We start from the raw sequence: 21,158 nt of genomic DNA, 5'->3' as shown, positions 1-21,158 counted from the left end.
GAGGCCCGACCATGACCGTTCCCCCGCAAGCGCTGCTCGAGGACTGGCTCCGCGACTACTACTTCACCAACCAGATCGACATCAGCTCCAGCGGTGTGCAGCCCTACTCGATGCCCGAACTCCGCGCGATTCTGGGTATCGACCGGGACGTGCTGGACGACGTGGTCTTCCGCGACAGCCATTCCCGGGGCGGTCCCGAGCTGCGGGCGGCGATCGCCGACGCGTTCGGCGACGGCCGCCCGGACCGGGTCCTGGTCACCAACGGCTCCTGCGAGGCCGAGTACCTCTTCATGTCGACCTTTCTGCGGCCGGGCGACGAGGTCGTTGTGCAGTCGCCGGCCTACCACATGCTGGGCATGCTCCCGCAAGCCGTCGGCTGCACCATCATCGAATGGCAGCTACGTCCGGAGAACGGATTCATCCCTGATCTCGACGAGTTGCGGTCGCTCGTGTCGGCGCGTACGCGCGCGGTCATCGTCTGCCTTCCCCACAACCCGACCGGGTCGTCCTTGGACCGGGCGGGACAACAGGAGCTGACCCGGATCGTCGAGCGGCACGGCGCCTATCTGGTATGGGATCAGGCGTTCCGGGAGTTGGTCTACGATCCCGGATACCTGCTCGAACCGCTGGTGGACTACGAGCGGCTGGTCGTGTTCAACACCCTGTCGAAGGCGTACGGGCTGCCGGGGCTGAGGGTCGGCTGGGCGGTCATGCCGCCCGATCTGATCGCGCCCTGCGTCGGCCTGCGCGACTACATCACCTACTCGCTGGGGCCACTGACCGAACGGCTCGCCACCTATGCCGTCCGCGGTGGGGCCCGCCTGCTGGCGCCCCGGCTCGATCAGGCGCGGACCAATCTGGCCCGGCTGTCCGAGTGGCTGAGGCAGCACGCCGATCTCGTCGACGGCGCACCGCCGGTCGGGGGTGTCACCATCTTTCCGCGCCTCACCCAGGTGTCCGACGTCGACGGGTTCTGCCGGCAGCTGATGGACGACTACGGCGTACTTCTCGTGCCCGGATCCTGTTTCGGCATGCCGAACCATGTTCGTCTCGGATTCGGCGGCCCCGCCGGGGATTTTCCCGAGGGGCTGGATCGCTTGTCGGCGCTGCTGCGGGCGACCGCGGCTTCGGATGGCCGCTAGTCCTGTCTGCCGCTCTCCCCGCCGAGGCCGAAGTTGATCCGTCCGAAGTCGCGACCCTGCACCGCTCCCCCGTGCACCGTGCCGCTGATGGTGTTGTGGGTGGGCCCACTTTCCAGATGCAGCGCCCGCGCCTGCTCGCTCCACGCCCGGAGGTCGCTCGCGAAACCGGGATCCTGCTCGGCCCGCCGCTGCAGCGACTGACTCAGGACCTGTGCCCGCACGACGTCGGCCGGGTCCGCCTCCAGGGCCACCAGGTCGCCGGCCGGTTCGTCAGCCGGCTCACCCTCCGCCGACGGTCGGCGCACCAGCCGGGAAAGGGCCAGCCAGGCCTGCCGCCCGGCTTCGCCCCCCACCCCGCCGGCCAGCGCCGTCAGCACACCGATCGAGACCGGATCCACTCGCGACTCCTCACCGGAAGGCCGTCACGGGCACGCCCCGTTGCCGATGCGCTCCCGATGCGTTTTCTATCGCGTAGCTGACGACCCACCGGTCACCGACCACGTATCGTCACCATCGAGCTTCGCTCAGCGACCGAGATCTTGCAACTGCGGACATCCGGCAGGGGGACCACGATGAACGAGGGCAACTCGTCTCCCCACGACGACGACAGCCGCGACATCGCAGCGACCCGCTCCGAGCTCTCGGGCAGTGCGCGGGACGTCGTGCAGGCGCGCGACGTCCGGGGTGGAGTACATTTCCACCACCTCGGGCCGCACGAACGGCCGACGCCACAGCAACTGCCCGGTGACGTCGGCGGATTCGTGGGCCGGGAAGCGGAGCTTCAGTTTCTCGACAACGTGCTGGCGCACACCGGCGAGACAAAAGAGACCGTGGTGATCTCGACGATCGCCGGTACCGCGGGCGTCGGGAAGACGTCGCTGGCCATCCATTGGGCACACCGGGCCCGGGCACGGTTCCCGGACGGGCAACTGCACATCAACCTGCGGGGCTACGACCCCGGCCCACCGGTGACCGCGGAGCAGGGTCTGCAGCGCTTCCTGGTCGCCCTCGGCGTGCCGCCGACGGCGGTGCCCGAGGAGACCGAGGCTCGCTCGGCGCTCTATCGCTCGCTGCTGGCCGGCCGGCGGATCCTCATCGTGCTCGACAACGCCGCCACCGTCAGCCAGGTACGCCCGCTGTTACCCGGATCGGCGTCCTGCCTCACCGTGATCACCAGTCGCAACCGACTCGCCGGGCTGGTCGCGCGGGACGGCGCTCAGCGCCTGAACCTCGATGTCCTCAGCCCGGAGGAGTCGGTAGATTTGTTGCGGCACGTCACGGCCGGACACCGAGCGCAGGATCCTCCGGAGGCGCTGGAAGAGCTGGCACGGCTCTGCGCCTGCCTACCGCTGGCCCTGCGGATCGCCGGGGAACGGGCGGCCGCCCACCCGCGGTGGCCACTGGAAGATCTCATCCGGGAGCTCCGTGACGAGTCCCAGATCTGGGATGCACTGTCGACCGACGAGGAGAGCGACGCCGTGCACGCAGTGTTCGCCTGGTCCTACCGAGCCCTCTCGGTCGAGGCGGCGCGGTTGTTCCGGCTGCTCGGGCTCCATCCAGGCCCCGATTTCTCAGTGCTCGCCGCGGCTGATCTGGCCGGCCTGTCCCTGATCCGGGCCCGGCGCCTGATCGACACCCTGGTCGGGGCCAACCTGCTGAACGAGACCGGCTACGACCGCTGTCAGTTTCACGATCTGCTCCGCGCCTATGCCTATCAGCAGGCCACCACCGAGTCCAGCGCCGAGGAGCGGAAGTCCGCCATCGAGCGCACCTGCGCCTGGTACTTTCGCGCGATGTCCGCGGCCGCCGCGGTACACGACGCCTTCTACGCCGACGACTGGGCGGTCGCTCCGGCGCCCGAGGACCTCACCGGCCTCCCGGCCTTCGCCGACTACGACCAGGCAATGGTGTGGTTCACCGCCGAGACCGACAATCTGGTCGCCGCCTGCCGCACGGCGGCGGCAGCCGGCCTGGACGAGATCGCGTGGAAGCTGCCGGCCCTGCTGCGTACGCCGTACCTCGACCGGCGGCCGCCGACCGAGTGGATCGAATTGGCACGAACCGCGCTCCAGGCGGCAGCCCGGCTCGGCGACCGCCGCGGTGAGGCGATCACGCAGCTCGGCCTGAGCATCGCCTACCGGCAGCTGCAGCAGATCCCACCGGCCATCGAGCACAGCCGCCTGGCGCTGGAGGCGGCGCGGTCCATCGACGACGCCTATCAGACGGCCGCGGCGCTCGTCATGCTCGGCCACGCCCAGCGCCGCGGCCGGCTGCTCGACGATGCGCGCGGCTCGTACGAACAGGCTCTGGGGGTCGCGGAGGACGCCGACCTGCCGCTGTGGACGGTATGGGCCCTGATCGGACTGTCCCAGGCATTGTTCGACGCCGGGCTGACGCAGCAGGCCCGGGCCCGGATCACCGAGGTGCTCGCCCTCCTGGAGCGGGTGAACGGTGAAGGCGCCCGTTCGGAGTGTCTCGGGGTGCTGGCATCGATCAACCGCGAGGCCGGCGACTACGCGGCGGCGGACACCAACATCCATGACGCCCTGGCCATCGCCTACCAGACCAAGAACCTCACCTACCAGGGGGTGTTCGAGATCGAGCTCGGCCGGCTGCTGATGGCCACAGATCGCAGCGGCGATGCGCTGATCTCCTTCCAGCACGCGATGACACTCGGCCGGCGGCTCGGCGACCGGGGAACTGAAGCCACCGCACTGGACGAGACCGGCCGGGCGTACCAGGCGCTCGACCGCGCGGCCGAGGCCGTCGACTTCCACCGGCTCGCCGCGGTCGCCCATCGCGATCTCGGTGATCGATGGCGGGAGGCCAACGCCCTGGGAAATCTGGCCGTCGCACTGGACCGGCTGGGTCGCGCCGAGGAGGCCCGGGACAGCCGGCGCGAGGCGCAGGACCGCCTGGCGGATTTCCGTGATCGCCGCTCCGATCAATTGAGATCGGTGATCGCGGCCCGAACAGATCAAATCCCGCCGCATTGATGATCGTAAAACTTGTCGACGATACGTTCTATCTTTTGCCAGTCGGCCGCCCTTAAACTCAGCCGAGTCGGGCAACTCGTACGGTCAAGGGGGCAACGTGGAACTGGAACACCATCGCCTCGATCCGACGGAGTCCCGATCTCTGCTGCATTCCGCGTCCGCGTTTCTCGGCGCCGTCGGAGAATTCGAGGAAACATCGTCCGTCGAGGTGGCCGCCGGCTACCGCGAATGCCTCTCGACCGGCTTGCGAGCAGCGCTGGACCGGTTGCGTTCCGACGGCCCGACCGTGGGGGTGCTGCTGTCCGGGGTTCCGCTCGGCGGGCTCGACGAGGTGCCCACCCCGCAGGCATTCGGTCACCACTCCTCGGACGAGCGCAGCCGCCGCGCCGAGGCGGTTCTTTTCCTCCTCGCGTCCGCGATCGGCACCCCCTTCTCGTTCGCTTCGCAGCAGAAAGCGCGCATCGTCCTCGACGTGTTCCCATTGCCCGGACACGAGTCCGACCAGCTCGGGTGCAGCTCGGACGCGTTCCTGGAGTGGCACAATGAGGACGCGTTCCACCCGCTGCGGGCCGACTTCAATATCCTGATGTGCGTGCGCAACGACCAGGGCGCGGCGACGACCCTGGTCGCCGCGGCCGATCTCGACCTGCATCCCCGAGTGGCCGAGGAATTGCGCCGCCCGCAGTTCGCGATCGTGCCGGACGTGTCGCACAGCTATTCCTATAATTCCGCCACATCGGGCGTATCCGCCGACAGCGGGGTCGCGTTCTCCCGGATCAGCGAGATGACGGCGGATCTCCCGCGGCTGCCGGTGCTCACCGGCCCGGCCGACGATCCCGGCATCCGCGTCGACTTTGCCTATATGCCGCCAGAACTGCACACCCGGGCCGCCAACGCGGCGCTGAGAACGCTGCAGCAGACGGTGGAGACGACCGGCAAGCGGATATCGCTGGCGGCGGGCGATGTCCTGGTTTTCGACAACAAGCGCTGCGTGCACGGCCGGGAGAGCTTTCTGGCCCGCTACGACGGCACCGACCGCTGGATGCGGCGAATGAACATAGCCAGAGACCGCACCGCGATCGACACGCATGGGCTGGCGAGCGGCCGGCTGCAAGTCGCCTGAGACGCGTCATCCCGCACTCGGCGGCGCCCGGTCCGCCACGGTGACCGACTCGCACCGGGCCCACCCGCAGTCCGTAGCCGCGAGCTGCTGGCGGGCTTTCCAGAAAAGTGCGGCCGGAATGTCGAGGCCGGGGTGACGGCTCCGTCCCATGCTCAAGAGCCGGCCGACGTGGCCGCCCTTGCTTCCGGAGGACGACTGTGCAGAAGACGCCCCGTGTGCGAACGATGCCCCCACAGGACGACGTGCTGGGGTACTTCGACACCTTGTCGAACTGGGGGCGGTGGGGTGACGACGACGAGCTCGGCACGCTGAACCTGATCACCGACGACGTCCGGCTGGCGGCCGCGCAAGCCGTGCGCCACGGCCGGAGTGTGTCGTGCGCGTGGGAGGTCGCCGTACCGGACGACATGGAACGGTCGACGACAGCGTGCCCGTGCGCCGCCGACATGCCGGGGGCCGAGAACATGCCGGCCGCCTTCCACGCCGACCGGCGCTGGGGCTTCTCGAACGAGCGGCTCGGCATCATGTTCCACGGCAACACCGTCACCCACGTCGACTCGCCGTGCCACCTCTTCTGGGACGGCAAGATGTACAACGGGCGCTCGCACTCCTCGGTCGGCGCCACCACGGGATCGGCGTGGGCGGCCGTCACGGCGGCGGCGAACGGGATCGTCACGCGCGGTGTCCTGCTGGACATCGCGGAGGCCCGCGAGGTGCCGTGGCTGGAACCGGGCCAGGGCGTGTTCCCGGAAGATCTGGAGGAGGCCGAGCGGCGCCAGGGCGTACGGGTGCGGTCCGGCGATGCGGTCCTGCTGCGGACCGGCTACGGCCGCTTCCGGCACGAGAACGGCGCGGCCGGCGGCATCATGCAGGCCGGCTGGCACGCATCCTGCCTGCCGTGGCTGCGGGAACGCGAGGTCGCCCTGATCGGCGCCGACACCCCGCAGGACGTCCAGCCGTCCGGGTACGCGGACGTGCTGATGCCGGTGCACGCGGTGAGCCTGGTCGCGATGGGGCTGTGGCTGCTCGACAACTGCGACCTGGAGGCGTGCGCGAGCACAGCGGCCGAGCTCGGCCAGTGGGACTTCCACCTCGCGGTCGCGCCGGTCCGCTTCGCCGGGACGTCCGGCAGCCCGGTCAACCCCATCGCCACCTTCTGAGGACGCAACCGCGGGCCGGTGCCCGCCATCCGGGGGTCGCGTGTGGACGGCTTCACCCATAACATCTTGCTGTGGGAGCGCTCCCAAGTCATCGCGCGGGCGCTGACCGCTGGAGCAGGGAGGAGACCCCGTGCGCTACGGACACTTCGACGATGAGCGCCGTGAGTACGTCATCGACCGGCCGGACACGCCACTGCCCTGGATCAACTATCTGGGCACCGAGGCGTACTTCGGCATCATCTCCAACACCGCGGGCGGATACTCGTTCTACCGCGACGCCCGGCTGCGCCGCCTCACCCGGTACCGCTACAACAACGCGCCGTTCGACCTCGGCGGGCGCTACCTGTACGTACGGGACGACGCCACCGGTGACTTCTGGTCACCGACCTGGCAGCCGACGCGCAGTTCCCTGGACGAGTACGAGTGCCGGCACGGCCTGTCGTACACCCGGATCGCCTCCGCCCGCGACGGCATCCGCGCCGAGACGCTGTACTTCGCGCCGCTCGGCGAGACCCTCGAGGTCTGGCGGTGCCGGGTCACCAATGAGCGCGACACGGCGGCTGAGCTCTCGCTCTTCTCCTCGGTCGAGTTCTGCCTGTGGGACGCGCAGGACGACGCGACCAACTTCCAGCGCAACTTCTCCACCGGCCAGGTCGAGGTGGCCGACGGGGTGATCTACCACAAGACCGAGTACCGCGAACGGCGTGACCACTTCGCCTACTTCGCCTGCTCGGAACCGCTGGCGGGCTTCGACACCCAGCGGGACACCTTTCTCGGCGCGTACCGCGGATGGGACCAGCCGGCGGCGGTGGAGCGGGGCGCGGCCTTCGACTCGGTGGCGCACGGCTGGGCACCGATCGGCAGTCACCACGTACGGCTCAGCCTGGCGCCCGGCGAGACCCGCGAGGTGATCTTCGTGCTCGGCTACGCCGAGAACCCGCGCACCGAGAAGTTCGATCCACCCGGGTCGCAGACGCTCAACAAGCGCCACGTGCGCCCGGTGATCGAGCGCTGGCTGCGGCCGGAGACGGTCGCCGAGGGCTTCGCGGCGCTCGGCACCTACTGGGACCGGCTGCTCGGCACCCTCAGCGTGACGACCCCGGACCCGGACACCGACCGGATGGTCAACATCTGGAACGCCTATCAGTGCGTGGTCACCTTCAACATGAGCCGCTCCGCGTCGTTCTACGAGTCCGGGATCGGCCGCGGCATGGGCTTCCGCGACTCCAACCAGGACCTGCTCGGCTTCGTCCACATGGTCCCGGAACGGGCCCGGGAACGGATTCTCGACATCGCCGCCACCCAGCTGACGACCGGCGGGGCGTATCACCAGTACCAGCCGCTGAGCAAGCGGGGGAACAACGACATCGGCCAGGGCTTCAACGACGACCCGCTGTGGCTGATCCTGGGCGTCGCCGCGTACCTGAAGGAGACCGGTGACCAGACGATCCTGGACGAGCCGGTGCCCTTCGACAACGCGGCGGGCAGCGAGGCACCGCTGTACGAGCACCTGCGCCGGTCGCTGCGCTACACCCGGGAGCGGCTCGGCCCGCACGGCCTGCCGCTGATCGGGCGGGCCGACTGGAACGACTGCCTCAACCTGAACTGCTTCTCCGACACCCCGGGTGAGCCGTTCCAGACCACCGAGAACGCCACCGGCGGCGCCGCCGAGTCGGTCTTCATCGCCGGGCAGTTCGTGCTGGCCGGCAAGGAGCTGGCCGCGATCGCCGAGCTGCGCGGGCTGGACGACGAGGCGGTCGAGTACCGCGCCGCCGCGGAGAAGATGACCGGCGTCATCGTCGAGCACGGCTGGGACGGCGCCTGGTTCCGCCGCGCGTACGACTTCGACGGACGTCCGGTCGGCTCGGAGGAGAACGACGAGGGACAGATCTTCATCGAGCCGCAGGGCATGTGCGTGCTGGGCGGCGTCGGCCTCGACGACGGGCTGGCCGTGCGGGCGCTGGACAGCGTGGCGGAGCGGCTGGCCACCCCGCACGGCATCATCCTGCAGCAGCCGGCGTACTCCGGTTATCGGATCGAGCTCGGCGAGATCTCCTCCTATCCGCCCGGCTACAAGGAGAACGCCGGCATCTTCTGCCACACCAACCCGTGGATCATGATCGCCGAGGCGATGGTGGGCAACGGCGACCGCGCCTTCGACTACTACCAGCGGATCAACCCGTCCGCCCGGGAGGCGATCAGCGAGGTGCATCGATGCGAACCGTACGTGTACGCGCAGATGATCGCCGGCCGGGACGCGCCGGCCCACGGCGAGGCCAAGAACTCCTGGCTGTCCGGCACCGCGGCATGGAACTTCGTCGCCATCACCCAGTGGATCCTCGGCATCCGGCCGGAACTGACCGGGCTGCGCGTCGACCCGGTGCTCCCGGCGAGCTGGCCGGGTTTCCAGGCCACCCGATCCTTCAGGGGCGCCACCTACCGGGTCTCCGTCCGCAAGGCGGCCGGCGTGACCGGCCGGGTCACCCACCTGCTCGTGAACGGTGAGCGGGTGGAGGGCACCGTGGTGCCGCCCGCGGCGCCCGGTACCGAGGTTCACGTGGAAGCCGTCATCGAGGGCTCATCCTGAGGTGAGCACTCTTCATCCAGCGGGGTGGCGCCGGCCGGCTCAGCGCATGAAGGCGTCGCGGACGGCGGCGGCCAGGCCGGCCCGTCGCCGGTCGTGGTCGTCCGCCGGGTCGGCCGGGGTGGCCGTGTAGGTCAGGCTGCTGGGTGACCAGGTCATGGCCAGCGCGATCACCATGGAGTGAATGTCGGCCGCGGTCATATCGGTGCGGATCCGGCCGGCCCGCTGGCCCGCGGTGATGACGTCGAGTTTGGCGGTTTCGTCGGCCTGGGGGGAACAGCGGGCCGGCGGGGTTGCTCTCCAGGCGCGCCCATGAAGCCAGGCGCACCAGCCGGGGATGTTCCAGGTACGCGTCGTAGAGCCGGACCGAGTAGTCGGGCAGGTCCCCGGTGATCGGCGCCTTGTCCAGGATCTCGGTCACCTGGTCGTCGAGGACCGCGTCGAAGAGCTGCTCCTTGCCGGCGTAGTAGGAGTAGAGCTGGGCCTTGCTGACCTTGGCGTCGACGGAGATGCGGTCGACTCGCCCCGGCGACGCCGTACCGGGCGAACTCGACGGCGCCGGCGTCCAGCAGACGCCGGCGGCTGGCCTGTGACCTGGGCCTCGCCGCCGCTGGCGCAACCCGTCGGCGAGCTCGTCGAGGGTGCCGGCCCGGCCCGGATCGGGCAGCACGACGAACGCCGGAGGCGAACGACTCGCTGTCACGACATCACCCAACACCGACCCGTCACCGCATTTGTCCGCAACCCGCGCGACCGCCGTACGGGATCGTCTCGGGATCGCGTCCCCGCCGCCGTCTCCCCCGCACTCTCGGAACCGGGCCGGCGCGTCGCCGGCCCACCGTCCCGGCGGCATCCGGGAAAGGGGGACGAACAACAGTGAAGCTTCGCAGCAAGATCTCGGCCGTCGTGGTGACCGGCGCCCTGGCGGGGGCCACGACCGTGGCGGGGGCCGGTCCGGCCCAGGCGGCACCGCCGCCGCCGAACGGGAGCATCTGGGCGATCCAGGTCGACAACGGCCGGTTCGTGACGGCGGCCGGGGGCGGCGGCCGGATCACGAGCGTGATGCGTACCGACGCCACCGTGATCGGCCCCAACGAGAAGTTCACCCTCGAGCCGGTCGGCGACGGGGTGCACGTCGACCTGAGGACCCGCTCCGCGAACTACGTGACCGCGGTCAACAGCGGTGGCCGTTCGACCGGTGCCTTCGACACCAACCGGTCGGTGGTGAAGTCCTGGGAGAAGTTCCGGTTCATCTGTGGCCCCAGCTTCCAGCTCCTGGTACGACAGCCCGTGCGCACTCGAGGAAACGCGTCAGGTGCTGGCGCGGATCGCGTAGCTTGTGATGGCGGCGAGCAGAGACAGGAGGGCGACGCTGGTCAGCAGCCAGCCGGCGTTGATCAGACGGTGCTTGCGGAGGACCACTCGCGACAGACCCACCACGTGGAACGTGAGGATCTTGAATTCGTCGTCCTCGTCGATCTGATCGAAGCTGCTCACCGCCCGGCGGAAGGGCAGGCTGCCCAGATGCCCGAAGTACCACAAGGATTCGACGGGATAGGGCGACCGCTTCTTCTCGTTCCCGAGGTCGATGTGGAGGCGCTTGAAGTCGGCCTTGATGTTGTGACGGTGACGAGAGAGCAGGCAGGCGGCCGCGGCGCCGATCGCACCGGCCAACGCCGACACGGCGACGGCCAGGAAGGCCCAGGTCTCCAGGCCGAGGTTCTGAGCCGGCACGTTCGTGTCGTCAGGCTTCGCGGAAACGATGCCGAAGCCGATCGTGACGAAAACCCCGTTGACCGTCAGGATCAGCTGAGCCTTTGTCTCCGCGACTTTGTACCAGTCCATGGCTCGGTCGTAAACGCGGCGAGCGTAATCAGTGCGCGCCACCCGCAATGCAACGTCCATTTTGATGGCTATTTGACCGGTTTGCTCGCGCCTTTGTCGCCGCCACATATACGAAAAGTATTTGATCGACTTCATAACGTCGATACCTGGGTACGACTTTCACCCAGGTCAGCCCCTGCCGCCGATGTCGAAGGGCGCCGGCGACGCCGTCTTCGACGAATCAGCCACGGTCGCCGTTGGCAGCACCTTCAGTCGATGACGGCCACCATGGCGATCGACACCAGGATCCCCGGCCGGTCGACGCCGAGCCGGCTGACGCATCGCGGCGGCCGCACGTCGGGGAAGAACTCGGCGAAGACCTCCGTGACGCCGTCCGCGTCCTCGGATCGCCGGAGCAGGGTGTGCACCATGACGATGTCGTCCATTGTGGCCCCGCCGGCCCGCAGGATCGCCTGGCAGTTGAGCAGTGACCGGCGGGTCTGCTCCTGGATCGTGGACCCGGCGAGCCGGCCGGTCGCCACGTCGACGCCGATCGTCCCGGCGACATGGATCGTGTTCCCGGCCTTGGCCGCCTGGCTGTAGCTCGGGTATTCCGGCGCGTCGGGAGTGGAGATGATTTCTCGGGGCATCTGCTGCGACCTTTCATCGGAGGACGGCAAACCGAGGCGCGCAGGCGCGGATCGTTGCCTCCAGGCGGGGCCAGGACAGGCCGGGCGGCAACCCGACCATGGTGATGTCGGTGGCGGCGTCCCATCGTCCGAGCTGCTCGCGCACCGATGCCGCGGTGCCGTAGGCGGTGAACTCGTCGAGCAGGATCTGCGCCTCGGCCGGGATCGTCCTGGTGGCCCGGACGAGGCCGACCTCGGCGGCGAGGCCCTGGCGGGCCAGCACCTCCGGATAGATGTCACCCATCGCTCCCAGATACGCCGCCGTGCATTCCGCCGCGGTCGCCCGGGCCGCCGCGACGTCCGGATCGACGACTGTGAACGGTCCGGCCGCGACGGTGAGCGGATGCGTCGCCGCTCGCGGTGCGGCCAGGCCGGCGCCGATCTCGCGCACCTGGCCGGGGCGCAGGTACAGCGGATACCAGCCGTCGGCCAGGTCCGCGGCGACCCGGATGGTGTGCTCACCGGTCGCGGCCAGCCAGATCGGCAGATCCGGTACGGGCGGCTGGCCGAGGCGCAACGCTCTGGCCCCCGGTACGGCCGACAGCGTCGCCCGCTCACCGTTCAGCAGGGCGCGCACCTGCTCAGTGACCGTACGCAGGCGCGCCGCCGGCCGGTCGTACCCGGTGTCGTGCCATCCCTCGGTGAGCTGGCGGGTGCTCGCCCCCAGCCCGAGCACGAACCGGCCGCCGGAGAGCCGGTACAGGGTCGCGGCGGTCATCGCGATCGTCGCGGGCGACCGCCCCCAGACCGACAGCACGCCGGCGGCCAGCGTGATCCGCCGGGTCGCGGCGGCGATCCCGGCCAGCAGGACCGTGGCGTCGAGCCCCCAGCCCTCGGCGACGGAGACCATCTCGTAGCCGAGGTCGTCGGCGAGGGCGGCCGCGCGCACGATGACGTCGCGGCGGGTCTCCAACGGCGTGAACGCCAGGCCACGTCTCACGACGGCGCCCCGGCGGGCGCGAGCATGATCCATGTCTGACGCGAGAAGCCATGGAGAGCTCCGTCGCGGGAGTAGAGCGCCGATCCGGCGACCAGTTTGCGGCCGGACACCCGGTCCAGCCAGCCGACCACGATGTGCGGGCTGCCCACCGGGATCGGCTCCAGCAGCCGCGCCGCCATCCGGCCGAGCACGACGGGCCGGTCGACCCGCCCGAAGTGGGTCGCCGCCCAGCCGCCCGGGCAGTCCAGCGCCGCCCACGCGAACTCAGGCCGGATCAGGTCGCCGGTGGTGGCGTCGCTGCCCGGGTACCAGACCGCGGCGACGAGATCCCGCCCGGCCAGCGGGCCGGGAAAGATCCGGAGCGCCACGGCGTCGGTGCGGCCGGTGCCGCATCCGACACATCGGGGGTACGGATGGAAGCGCAGTCCCGCGAACGACGCGGTGGCCGCCAGTGCCTCGGCGAACGACGGCGGTTGCGGTGCACCGTCGGCCAACCGCGTCGAGGCCCCCTCGGCGACGACCGTCGTCCCGGCGTGCAGCGTCACACCGGCCCCGACCGGCCCGAGCCGCAACGCGGTCCCCAGCGGTACCGGCGCCCGCAGGGTGATCTCGGCGTCGGCCGGGAGGTACGGCGCGAGCCTCCCGCTGGTGTAGCCGCCGTGGCCGGACGAGGGCGGCCCCTCGAAGGCAGGGTCGATGGTGATCTCTTGGTCAGGCATGCCTCGACGCTAGGGGCCGCGCCGGGCGGCTGAATCGGTCGTCTTACCGAGTCAGCGACGGCTTCCCCGCCCCGCTCATCGGAAGAACTACCTAGCCGGCGTCAGCCGGGCCCAGACGGCGATCTGGCTGCGGGCCCGCACGCCGAGCTTGGTGCGGACGTGGTCGACGTGCGCGTCCACGGTCCGGACCGACACGCCGAGCGTACGGGCGATCTCGGCGTTGGTGCATCCGTCGGCGATCAGGTCGGCGACCTGGATTTCCCGGGCGGTGAGCGGGCCGCCGCCGACCTTCGGTCCCCCCGGTCCGCGCTGGTCCCGCAGGAACGACAGCAGGGTCGACGCGGCGGTGTCCGCGCCCTCGGCGTAGATGGGTTGCATCCGGCCCTCGAACGCGGCCAGTTGCGCCCCCGGGATCAGCGCGGCCAGCTCCCGCCCGAGCTCGAACCGCACGGCCCGGCTGCCCCGGCGGTGCGCCACCAGCGTGGGCACGCGGATCAGAGGCAGCAGGTCGGCGACGTCGAACCGGTAGAACATCTCCAGCAGCGAGGCGGCCATGTCCGCGGTCGCGGCGGCCCGTTGCAGCTGGGCGAACATCGCGGTCAGCTCGGCCGCGGCGTCCGGGAGCCAGATGTCGGCGAGCACCCGCGAACCCAGCCCCCAGTGCGCGCGGACCAGGGCCAGCAGGGACTGCCGGATCTCGGCCGGGGCGAGGTCGGCGCCCCGGGCGCAGCTGCCGTACAGGATCAGCGACGACAGGACCTCCGGGTGCCGCACCGCGTACGCCGCCGCCACCTGCCCGCCCTCACAGGAGCCGAACAGGGCGAATCGCTTGAGCTCGAGGTGCTCGACCAGCGCTTCCAGCGTCGCGAGCTCGGACTCCATGGTGAACTCGGTCCGGGCCCGGTCGGACAGGCCGCACCCGAGCTTGTCATACCGGATGACAGTGTGCTCCCGGGCGAGCAGCTCGACGAACCGGCGGTGGTCGGAGCTCTCGTCCAGCACGCCGAGATGCGACACCCAGCCGAGCGAGCACACCACCGGCGGCCCGCTGCCCGTCACCGAGTAGGCGACGCGGCCCGCGGGCGTGGCGGCGAACCGCGTTACCTGCCTCATCACGGCCAGGCTGCCATGATGCGGTCCGGCTGTCACTGCCGATGTCGGGCTGCCGACCTGATCGGCGCCGCGGCCCGGCCAGCTCAGCTCAGGGGAAAGATCGACTGGGCCCAGGCCGGGCGGGCCGACGGCTGGATCGATGTCACCCACTTCACCCACCAGAAGCCGCGCCGCCCGGGAGCGACGATCCGCGCGGGATAGCCACTTCCGTACGGCAGACTCCGGCCCCCGACGGCTGTCACCAGCCACACGTCGTCCAGTGTGGACGCCCCGAACCAGCGGGCGTAGCCGGTCACCGACCGCACCTCCACACTGCGCCACTCACCCCGGGCGACTCCCGCCGCGGTGAGCAGGGCACTCAGCCGTACGCCGTCCCACTCCTGGCTGCTGAACCAGCCGCTCGTGCAGTCCAGGACCGCGGTGAACCGTTCGTGCGGCAGGTCGATCACGGCGTCGAGGTCGAAGGCCGCGGAGCCGACCCGCAATGTCCACCCGTCGCGGTCGAGGCGCTGGATGCCGTCATCCAGCCAGGAGGTGAAGAGCAGTTCGTCCTTCGGCACCGATCCGGTGAACCGCCGGGCGGTCGCCGGGCCGTTGTCCCAGGCGGCGGTGGCCACGGCGGCGCCCGCACCCAGGGCCACCAGGCCCAGCATCGCCCGCCGGTCCGCGTCCGCGCGCCGGGGCCGTACCGCGTGCAGCAGGAAGTGCGCGACCACCGCGGCCAGCGCGCCCACCGCCGCGCCCACGTGGATCTGCATCAGGGTGAGCGGGCCGACCCGTTCCAGCCGCCCGGTCGAGTGGACGAGGCCGCTGGCGATGGTGACGACCACGAGCGCCGCCAGGGTGAGCGACAGCACCTTGATCGCCGTGGCACGCCGCGGTCGGCGCAGGCCGCGGTGGATCACCACGTACTTCCACGGCGTCAGCAGCAGGACGGCCAGCGCACCGGCGGCGTGCAGCTGGATGAGATCCAGCCACCAGTTGACGCCGATCGTGTTGGCGCCGAGCCCGGTGAGGACGCCGGCCCCGAGCAGCAGTCCGAGCAGCAGGTCGGTGCGCCGGCCGGCCTGCCTGCCGCGCACCCCGATCCGCATCACCCGACGCTAGCGCAGCAGGCCCGGCCGGCTCGATCTCAGGCCCGATCCGCCCCCGCCGCCCACGGCCATCTTCGCCGGCGCGGACATCGTGGCCATGGGAGTGCTGGACGCCCTCACCGAGGCGGGCCTCTCTCCCCCAGCCTGGTGACCCGGCGATCCACCGCGGCACCACCGGCCTGACGTGGTTACCCCCAGGGAACCGGGGCACAGCGATGTGCCGTATTGCCTGCTGGGCAACGGTTCCGGACCCTGGGGAGCATGTCCACGTATCTTCTGGTCCACGGCGCCTGGCACAGCGGCGACAGCTGGCAGCGGGTCGTCCCGCTCCTGACCATGGCCGGGCACCGCGTTCTGGCTCCCTCGCTGACCGGTCACGGCGACCGCGCCCATCTGCTCAGCCCCGACGTCGGCCTCGACACCCACGTCGAGGACATCGTCCGGCTGATCACCGATGAAGACCCGACCGACGTGGTGCTCGTCGGGCACAGCTACGCCGGCCTGGTGATCTCGTCGGTGGCCAACCAGGTCCCCGACCGGATCGCCCAGCTGGTCTACGTCGACGCGATGATTCCGGCGGACGGTGAGAACGCGATCGACGTCGTACCCATGACCCAGTTCCTCATCGACCGGGCCGCGCGGACCGAGACCCCGTGGCGCATCCCGCCGCTGCCGGAGATGCCGCCCGCCGGCCTGTTCGGCGTCACCGACCCCGCGGACCAGGCCTGGCTGCGCACGCTGCTGTCGGACGAGTCGGTGCTCTGCTTCCAGCAGCCCGCCCGGTTGGACAACCCCGCCGCGGCCGGGATCGCGCGCACCTACATCCGGTGCACCGTCGGCGCGCCGCCGGGCGTGCGGCCGCTGCCCGAGGTGCAGCCGAACGGGACGCCGGCGCAGGTGTGGGAGCTGCCCACCGGCCACGACTGCATGATCACGATGCCTGTCGAGCTTTCCGAGCTGCTGCTGAAGCTCGCCTGACCGGCGTACCGGGCGGCCGGTACGCTCACGATCGGACAGGGGGTGGTCATGAGAGCTACCGACGGCGGGCCGAAGCGGGCCGGATGCCGGCCCATCATCGAGGACAAGTGGTCCCTCGTGCTCGTGTCCACCCTCGGCGCCGGGCCGCTGCGCTTCACCGAGCTCAGACGACGCATCGACGGCATCAGCCAGCGGATGCTCACCGTGACGCTGCGCAAGCTGGAACGCGACGGCATCCTGCTGCGGACCGTGCACAACGTCATGCCGCCGAACATCAGCTACGAGCTCACCCCGCTCGGCACGAGCTTCCTCGCGGCTGCCGGGCCCATGCTGGACTGGGGCGAGGCAAACCTGGAACTCGTCGAGAAGGCCCGCGCCGCACACGACTCCCGGAGCTGACGATGACCGATGCCGTCCCGCACTCCGCCCGGGTCTGGAACTACTGGCTGGGCGGCAAGGACAACTTCGAGCCCGATCGCACGGTCGGTGACCAGTTCGCGCGGCTGTACCCGGACATCACGCTCGTGGCCCGGTCGTCGCGGGCCTTCCTGAAGCGGGCCGTCACCTTCCTGGCCACCGAGGCCGGCATCCGCCAGTTCCTCGACATCGGCACGGGCATGCCGACCGCCGAGAACACCCACCAGGTGGCCCAGGCCGCCGCGCCGGAGTCCCGGATCGTGTACGTCGACAACGATCCGCTCGTGCTGACCCACGCCCGGGCTCTGCTGACCGGCACTCCGCAGGGCGCCACCGAGTACCTCGACGCCGACCTGAAGGACCCGGCGGGGATCCTGCGGGCGGCCGGGCGTACGACGCTCGACCTCTCCCGGCCGACCGGGCTGATCCTGATGAACATCCTCGGCCACGTCAGCGATCTGGACGAGGCTGTCAGCATCGTGGGGCAGCTCATGGCCGCCCTGCCATCGGGCAGTTGTCTGGTGACCGCCGACGGCACCGACGTCATCGACGGTCCCGCCTTCTCCGCGGCGATCGACGTGTGGAACGCCAACGCCCCGCTGGCGTACCACCTGCGCCACCCCGACCAGCTCGCCCGTTTCCTGACCGGGCTGACCGTCGTCGAGCCGGGCCTGGTCCCGTGCTCGCAGTGGCGTCCGTCGCCCGATGCCACGCCCGAGGACCTGCGGGCGGTCGACGAGTACGGCGCCGTTGCCGTCAAGCCGTAGGGTCACGCGTATGCCCGACAGAGTCGTCCTCCTGCTTCCCGGCCTGCGCTACTCAGCGGAACGGCCGCTGCTGCACTTCGCTCGCGCGGTGTTCGCGAAGCACGGCTGGACGGCCCGGGAGGTCCGGTGGCCCGACAGCCCGCCTGAGCCGGACGTTCAGGATCTGCCGGGCTGGTCCGCTCAGCTGAGGTCGTTCGTGAACGCTCACGTCAGCCGGATCCTCGATCAGGAGTCCGCCCGCACCGTCGCCCTGGCCGGCAAGTCCATGGGCGCGTTCGCCGCGGCGACGGCCGCTGATCGTGGCCTGCCCGGCGTCTGGCTGACCCCCATCCTGCGTGACTCGCCGGTGCCGGCCGACCTGCGGCGCGCCACCGCGCCGTTCCTGCTCGTCGGCAGTGCGGGCGACCCGTCGTGGGATCCGGAGGTCGCCCGCGGTTTCGGGCAGCCCTGGTACGAGGCCCAGGACGCCGATCACAGCATGGAGACCGCCGGCGACCCCGTGCACTCGGTCGATGTGCTGCGCCACGTCACCGTCGCCATGGACAGCTTCGTGAGCAGGCTGTAGGAATTCGATCGGTCGAGCTGTCGAATTCGCCGATCGCCGTTCGTCTCACTGCGACGATTCCGGAGACCGACCGAGGAGTGACGATGAAGTACATCATGTTGATCTATCAAGGCCCGGCGATCGAACGACAGAACGCGCTCCCCGAGGAGGACCGCAAGCAGGTCTACGCCGACTACCAGGGGATCAACGAGACCCCCGGCGTCACCCCGATGCCACCGATGGGGCTGCCCGAGAACGCGACCACGGTGCGGGTCGAAGGCGGCAGGACGCTGACGACCGACGGCCCGTTCGTCGGGATGAAGGAATCCGTCGGCGGCCTGTTCATCCTCGAGGCCGACAACCTCGACGCGGCCATCGAGGTGGCCGCCCGCGTCCCGGCGGCCCGCTACGGCGGCGCGGTCGAGATCCGGCCTTCGCAGGTGTACTGGTAACGATGCTCGACGAGGTCTTCCGCGAGGAGTGGGGCCGCGTCCTGGCCACCCTGATCGGCGTCCTCGGCGACTTCGACCTCGCCGAGGACGCCGCGCAGGAGGCGTTCGCCATCGCCGCTGACCGGTGGCCCCGCGACGGCGTGCCGAGCAACGCCCGCGCCTGGCTGATCACGACAGCCCGCAACCGGGCGACCGACCGCATCCGCCGCGAGCGGACCCTGGCCGCCAAGGCCGGCCTGCTCGCCGCTCAGGGGGCCGAGGTGCCGATGACCACCACCACGTTCTCCGACGAGCGGCTGGAGCTCATCTTCACGTGCTGTCACCCGGCGCTCGCCGTCGAGGCACAGGTCGCGCTCACGCTGCGTACCGTGGGTGGCCTGACCACCGACGAGATCGCCCGCGCCTTCCTGGTCCCGGAACGCACCATGGCGCAGCGCCTGGTCCGGGCCAAACGCAAGATCAAGGCGGCCGGTATCCCGTTCCGCGTGCCTCCCGACCACCTGCTGCCCGAGCGTCTCGACGCGGTGCTGGCCGTCGTGTATCTGATCTTCAACGAGGGCTACGGCGGCCGCGACGACCTCGCCGCCGAGGCGATCTGGCTGGCCGGTGCGCTGACCGAGCTGCTGCCCGCCGATCCGGAGGTCCGCGGGCTGCTGGCGATGATGCTGCTGCACGACTCCCGCCGCGAGACCCGGTTCCGCGACGGTGAGCTGGTGCTGCTGCCGGATCAGGACCGGTCGCGGTGGAACACCGCGCAGATCGACCGGGGACGGGCCGAGCTCGACCGGGCGATCGCCCTCGGCGGCCGCGGGCCCTATGTGCTGCAGGCGGCGATCGCGTCGCTGCACGCCGAGACGCCGTGTGACTGGGCGCAGATCGCCGCGCTGTACGGCGAGCTCGCCCACCTGACCGCCTCCCCGGTCGTCGAGCTGAACCGGGCCATCGCGGTCGCCGAGATCGACGGGCCGGAGGCGGGTCTGCGCATCGTCGACGGGCTCGGGCTGGACGACTTCCGCTACCTGCACTCGACCAGGGCGGAACTGCTGCGCAGGCTCGAACGCACCGACGAGGCCCGCGAAGCGTACCGGCGGGCGAGGGCGCTCACCGACGACGGGGCCGAACGCCGCTTCCTCGAACGCCGCCTGACGGAACTGCCTCCTCAACCGCCCGGGTCACCGCGCAAGTGATCCGACGGTCGCGTCCGCTCTCCCCCACCTTCGGTGATGGCCGCCCGCCAGGCACAGGCAACGCTCGCGGCCAGCTGGTCCAACGCCGCGTCCATCGCCACGCAGTCCCCCCGGAAGCCGAGCACGTCCGCGCGCAGCAACAACCGCCGTTGCCTCACCACGTACTCGTCGCAGTCGTGCAGCAATTGCAACAGCCGGTCATCCGCCATGAGCGCTGCGTACCGTACGGACCTAGATCTATGCCTCCGCGCCCCCTACGTCAGCAAAAGCCCGTTGTCACGAAAAGGCCGCTACGGTGGCGACGGACGGCGACGGTCCGCCTCGGCCAGGTTGTTCTTCGCGACTTCACGGTCGTCGCCGGCCCCGCGGCGGTGCTCGGCCGCGCGGCGCAGATGGTCTTCGGCACCGCTGCCGCCGCCCTTGGCCAGCTCCTCGTGCAGCAGCGCGGCCCGGTCGTGCACGATCGCCGAGGACTCGGCCGCGGCTGCGGCCCGTTCGGCGGCCGCGGCGGCTGCTCGCCGGGCCCGGTCGACGTTCTCGCGCGCGACGCGCAACTGCTCGACGCCTGAGCCCCGGGTGTCCGCGTTCCGTTCCGCGCGACGGCGCCCCAGCTCGGTGATGCGCTCGCCCAGCTCCTTGGCCCGCCGGGCGGCCTCCGCGCGACGGCGTTCCATGCGCTCGACGCCGTCCGCACTCACGCCCGTCAGCGTAGCGGCGGGTGATACCGGACGGACGGCGGCGATGCGCGCACGCCCGATGCGCAAAGACCGACCGCGGATCCACCGGTACGGCGTCCAGCCCGCACCCGGCGTCCGGATCGGACAGGGCGTGGCCGAGTCCGGCGCGCATGCCGCCGGCGGTGACATGCGGGCCGCGGTCGCGGACTTGGTGCCCGCGCCTGCACCGGCCGCTTCAGCTCTCGCCCGCGCCGACCGCTCCGGCTCCCGGCGAGAAGGCGTCGCTATCGCGCAGAGTGGGCAGGCGTGCCGGCTCCCGCACGCGCAAGGCCGGCGACCCGCGACGCGCAGGCCACGGTCACGGAGCTCATCCCCCCACCCACGCCGGCTGCTCCGGCTCCCGCACGCGCAGGGCCGACGACCGCGACGCGCAGGCCACGGATACCCCCAGCCCACGCCAGCCGCTCCGGCCCCTGCCCCCGTAAGGCCGGCGACCGCGACGCGCGGGCCACGGTCACAGATCTGGTACCCGGACCCACGCCAGCCGCTCCGGCCCTGCCCCCGTAAGGCCGGCGATCGCGACGCGCGGGCCACGGTCACAGATCTGGTACCCGGACCCACGCCGGCCGCTCCGGCCCCCGCCGCGCACGGCGGGTGACCGTGACGCGCAGGCCGCGGACCCCGGCCCCACCACGGCGACCCTGGCCACCGCCGCCCCGGCGGTGCAGAGCCCCGGGGCCGCCGCGGTCACA

At 70.9% G+C, this 21,158-nt stretch carries 20 protein-coding genes and 1 pseudogene; 11 read left to right on the top strand and 10 right to left on the bottom strand.

Annotated features, from left to right (window positions below; translation table 11 throughout):
- The first annotated feature begins 11 nt into the window (after window positions 1-11).
- A complete protein-coding gene (vioD, locus tag ACZ6S4_RS43405; RefSeq protein ID WP_465480479.1) occupies window positions 12-1,142 on the top strand; it encodes a capreomycidine synthase in 1,131 nt (376 codons plus the stop codon).
- Here the strand turns inward: vioD and ACZ6S4_RS43400 are convergent.
- Window positions 1,139-1,540 (bottom strand): hypothetical protein, encoded by a 402-nt coding sequence (locus tag ACZ6S4_RS43400; protein WP_465480478.1) that lies wholly within the window; start codon window positions 1,538-1,540, stop codon window positions 1,139-1,141. The genes vioD and ACZ6S4_RS43400 overlap by 4 nt on opposite strands.
- Before the next feature lie 174 nt (window positions 1,541-1,714).
- Here ACZ6S4_RS43400 and ACZ6S4_RS43395 point away from each other — a divergent pair, with 174 nt between their 5' ends.
- From ACZ6S4_RS43395 to ACZ6S4_RS43380, 4 genes are all read left to right on the top strand, one after another.
- On the top strand, window positions 1,715-4,138 hold the full coding sequence (locus ACZ6S4_RS43395) for an ATP-binding protein (protein WP_465480477.1): 2,424 nt from the start codon (window positions 1,715-1,717) through the stop codon (window positions 4,136-4,138).
- A 97-nt stretch (window positions 4,139-4,235) separates the two neighbouring features.
- Window positions 4,236-5,261: a TauD/TfdA family dioxygenase gene (locus ACZ6S4_RS43390; RefSeq protein ID WP_465480476.1), complete on the top strand. Its 1,026-nt coding sequence runs from the start codon at window positions 4,236-4,238 to the stop codon at window positions 5,259-5,261.
- Window positions 5,262-5,485: 224 nt separating this feature from the next.
- A complete protein-coding gene (locus ACZ6S4_RS43385; protein WP_465480475.1) occupies window positions 5,486-6,421 on the top strand; it encodes a cyclase family protein in 936 nt (311 codons plus the stop codon).
- Window positions 6,422-6,551: 130 nt separating this feature from the next.
- Window positions 6,552-9,008: a glycoside hydrolase family 94 protein gene (locus ACZ6S4_RS43380; RefSeq protein WP_465480474.1), complete on the top strand. Its 2,457-nt coding sequence runs from the start codon at window positions 6,552-6,554 to the stop codon at window positions 9,006-9,008.
- Window positions 9,009-9,047: 39 nt separating this feature from the next.
- Here the strand turns inward: ACZ6S4_RS43380 and ACZ6S4_RS43375 are convergent.
- The 7 genes and pseudogenes from ACZ6S4_RS43375 to ACZ6S4_RS43345 all read right to left on the bottom strand — a co-directional run bounded on the left by ACZ6S4_RS43375 (window position 9,048) and on the right by ACZ6S4_RS43345 (window position 15,384).
- Window positions 9,048-9,858, bottom strand: a pseudogene (locus tag ACZ6S4_RS43375) (hypothetical protein).
- 458 nt (window positions 9,859-10,316) lie between these two features.
- Window positions 10,317-10,910, bottom strand: coding sequence for a Pycsar system effector family protein (locus tag ACZ6S4_RS43370; protein ID WP_465480488.1), 594 nt, complete (start codon window positions 10,908-10,910; stop codon window positions 10,317-10,319).
- 188 nt (window positions 10,911-11,098) lie between these two features.
- Window positions 11,099-11,479, bottom strand: a complete 381-nt coding sequence (locus tag ACZ6S4_RS43365; RefSeq protein ID WP_465480473.1) for a RidA family protein — start codon at window positions 11,477-11,479, stop codon at window positions 11,099-11,101.
- A gap of 13 nt (window positions 11,480-11,492) precedes the next feature.
- A complete protein-coding gene (locus tag ACZ6S4_RS43360) occupies window positions 11,493-12,458 on the bottom strand; it encodes an LLM class flavin-dependent oxidoreductase (protein ID WP_465480472.1) in 966 nt (321 codons plus the stop codon).
- On the bottom strand, window positions 12,455-13,177 hold the full coding sequence (locus ACZ6S4_RS43355) for a hypothetical protein (RefSeq protein ID WP_465480471.1): 723 nt from the start codon (window positions 13,175-13,177) through the stop codon (window positions 12,455-12,457). The genes ACZ6S4_RS43360 and ACZ6S4_RS43355 overlap by 4 nt, the downstream gene beginning before the upstream one ends.
- An 87-nt stretch (window positions 13,178-13,264) precedes the next feature.
- On the bottom strand, window positions 13,265-14,290 hold the full coding sequence (locus ACZ6S4_RS43350; RefSeq protein WP_465480470.1) for an alpha/beta fold hydrolase: 1,026 nt from the start codon (window positions 14,288-14,290) through the stop codon (window positions 13,265-13,267).
- 83 nt (window positions 14,291-14,373) lie between these two features.
- Window positions 14,374-15,384, bottom strand: a complete 1,011-nt coding sequence (locus tag ACZ6S4_RS43345) for a molybdopterin-dependent oxidoreductase (protein ID WP_465480469.1) — start codon at window positions 15,382-15,384, stop codon at window positions 14,374-14,376.
- 261 nt (window positions 15,385-15,645) lie between these two features.
- Between ACZ6S4_RS43345 and ACZ6S4_RS43340 the strand changes: the two genes are divergently transcribed.
- From ACZ6S4_RS43340 to ACZ6S4_RS43315, 6 genes are all read left to right on the top strand, one after another.
- Window positions 15,646-16,362, top strand: coding sequence for an alpha/beta hydrolase (locus ACZ6S4_RS43340; protein ID WP_465480468.1), 717 nt, complete (start codon window positions 15,646-15,648; stop codon window positions 16,360-16,362).
- Window positions 16,363-16,410: 48 nt separating this feature from the next.
- Window positions 16,411-16,761: a winged helix-turn-helix transcriptional regulator gene (locus tag ACZ6S4_RS43335; protein ID WP_465480467.1), complete on the top strand. Its 351-nt coding sequence runs from the start codon at window positions 16,411-16,413 to the stop codon at window positions 16,759-16,761.
- 2 nt (window positions 16,762-16,763) lie between these two features.
- A complete protein-coding gene (locus tag ACZ6S4_RS43330; RefSeq protein WP_465480466.1) occupies window positions 16,764-17,546 on the top strand; it encodes an SAM-dependent methyltransferase in 783 nt (260 codons plus the stop codon).
- A gap of 10 nt (window positions 17,547-17,556) precedes the next feature.
- The gene (locus tag ACZ6S4_RS43325) at window positions 17,557-18,111 is read left to right on the top strand and encodes an alpha/beta hydrolase (RefSeq protein ID WP_465480465.1); all 555 of its coding nucleotides are present in this window, start codon (window positions 17,557-17,559) and stop codon (window positions 18,109-18,111) included.
- 83 nt (window positions 18,112-18,194) lie between these two features.
- Entirely contained in the window at window positions 18,195-18,542 is a 348-nt protein-coding gene (locus tag ACZ6S4_RS43320) for a YciI family protein (protein WP_465480464.1), read from the top strand.
- 2 nt (window positions 18,543-18,544) lie between these two features.
- On the top strand, window positions 18,545-19,729 hold the full coding sequence (locus ACZ6S4_RS43315; protein ID WP_465480463.1) for an RNA polymerase sigma factor: 1,185 nt from the start codon (window positions 18,545-18,547) through the stop codon (window positions 19,727-19,729).
- Here ACZ6S4_RS43315 and ACZ6S4_RS43310 read toward each other — a convergent pair.
- Window positions 19,702-19,938: a hypothetical protein gene (locus ACZ6S4_RS43310; RefSeq protein ID WP_465480462.1), complete on the bottom strand. Its 237-nt coding sequence runs from the start codon at window positions 19,936-19,938 to the stop codon at window positions 19,702-19,704. The genes ACZ6S4_RS43315 and ACZ6S4_RS43310 overlap by 28 nt on opposite strands.
- 81 nt (window positions 19,939-20,019) lie before the next feature.
- Window positions 20,020-20,427 (bottom strand): hypothetical protein, encoded by a 408-nt coding sequence (locus ACZ6S4_RS43305; RefSeq protein WP_465480461.1) that lies wholly within the window; start codon window positions 20,425-20,427, stop codon window positions 20,020-20,022.
- Window positions 20,428-21,158 lie beyond the last annotated feature (731 nt).

The sequence above is a fragment of the Actinoplanes sp. NPDC051405 genome, from assembly GCF_055586185.1.
Note: the sequence above shows the minus strand (reverse complement) of the source record. Positions and strands in the feature narration are given on the sequence as shown.

Bases quoted from the DNA above. Each gene is read 5' to 3' on its own strand.
- ACZ6S4_RS43320 (WP_465480464.1), top strand. From the start codon at position 18,195: ATGAAGTACATCATGTTGATCTATCAAGGCCCGGCGATCGAACGACAG.
- ACZ6S4_RS43325 (WP_465480465.1), top strand. From the start codon at position 17,557: ATGCCCGACAGAGTCGTCCTCCTGCTTCCCGGCCTGCGCTACTCAGCG.
- ACZ6S4_RS43395 (WP_465480477.1), top strand. From the start codon at position 1,715: ATGAACGAGGGCAACTCGTCTCCCCACGACGACGACAGCCGCGACATC.
- ACZ6S4_RS43345 (WP_465480469.1), bottom strand. From the start codon at position 15,384: ATGCGGATCGGGGTGCGCGGCAGGCAGGCCGGCCGGCGCACCGACCTG.
- ACZ6S4_RS43310 (WP_465480462.1), bottom strand. From the start codon at position 19,938: ATGGCGGATGACCGGCTGTTGCAATTGCTGCACGACTGCGACGAGTAC.
- ACZ6S4_RS43335 (WP_465480467.1), top strand. From the start codon at position 16,411: ATGAGAGCTACCGACGGCGGGCCGAAGCGGGCCGGATGCCGGCCCATC.
- ACZ6S4_RS43350 (WP_465480470.1), bottom strand. From the start codon at position 14,290: ATGAGGCAGGTAACGCGGTTCGCCGCCACGCCCGCGGGCCGCGTCGCC.
- ACZ6S4_RS43385 (WP_465480475.1), top strand. From the start codon at position 5,486: ATGCCCCCACAGGACGACGTGCTGGGGTACTTCGACACCTTGTCGAAC.
- ACZ6S4_RS43315 (WP_465480463.1), top strand. From the start codon at position 18,545: ATGCTCGACGAGGTCTTCCGCGAGGAGTGGGGCCGCGTCCTGGCCACC.
- ACZ6S4_RS43365 (WP_465480473.1), bottom strand. From the start codon at position 11,479: ATGCCCCGAGAAATCATCTCCACTCCCGACGCGCCGGAATACCCGAGC.
- ACZ6S4_RS43330 (WP_465480466.1), top strand. From the start codon at position 16,764: ATGACCGATGCCGTCCCGCACTCCGCCCGGGTCTGGAACTACTGGCTG.
- ACZ6S4_RS43370 (WP_465480488.1), bottom strand. From the start codon at position 10,910: ATGGACGTTGCATTGCGGGTGGCGCGCACTGATTACGCTCGCCGCGTT.
- ACZ6S4_RS43355 (WP_465480471.1), bottom strand. From the start codon at position 13,177: ATGCCTGACCAAGAGATCACCATCGACCCTGCCTTCGAGGGGCCGCCC.
- ACZ6S4_RS43340 (WP_465480468.1), top strand. From the start codon at position 15,646: ATGTCCACGTATCTTCTGGTCCACGGCGCCTGGCACAGCGGCGACAGC.
- vioD (WP_465480479.1), top strand. From the start codon at position 12: ATGACCGTTCCCCCGCAAGCGCTGCTCGAGGACTGGCTCCGCGACTAC.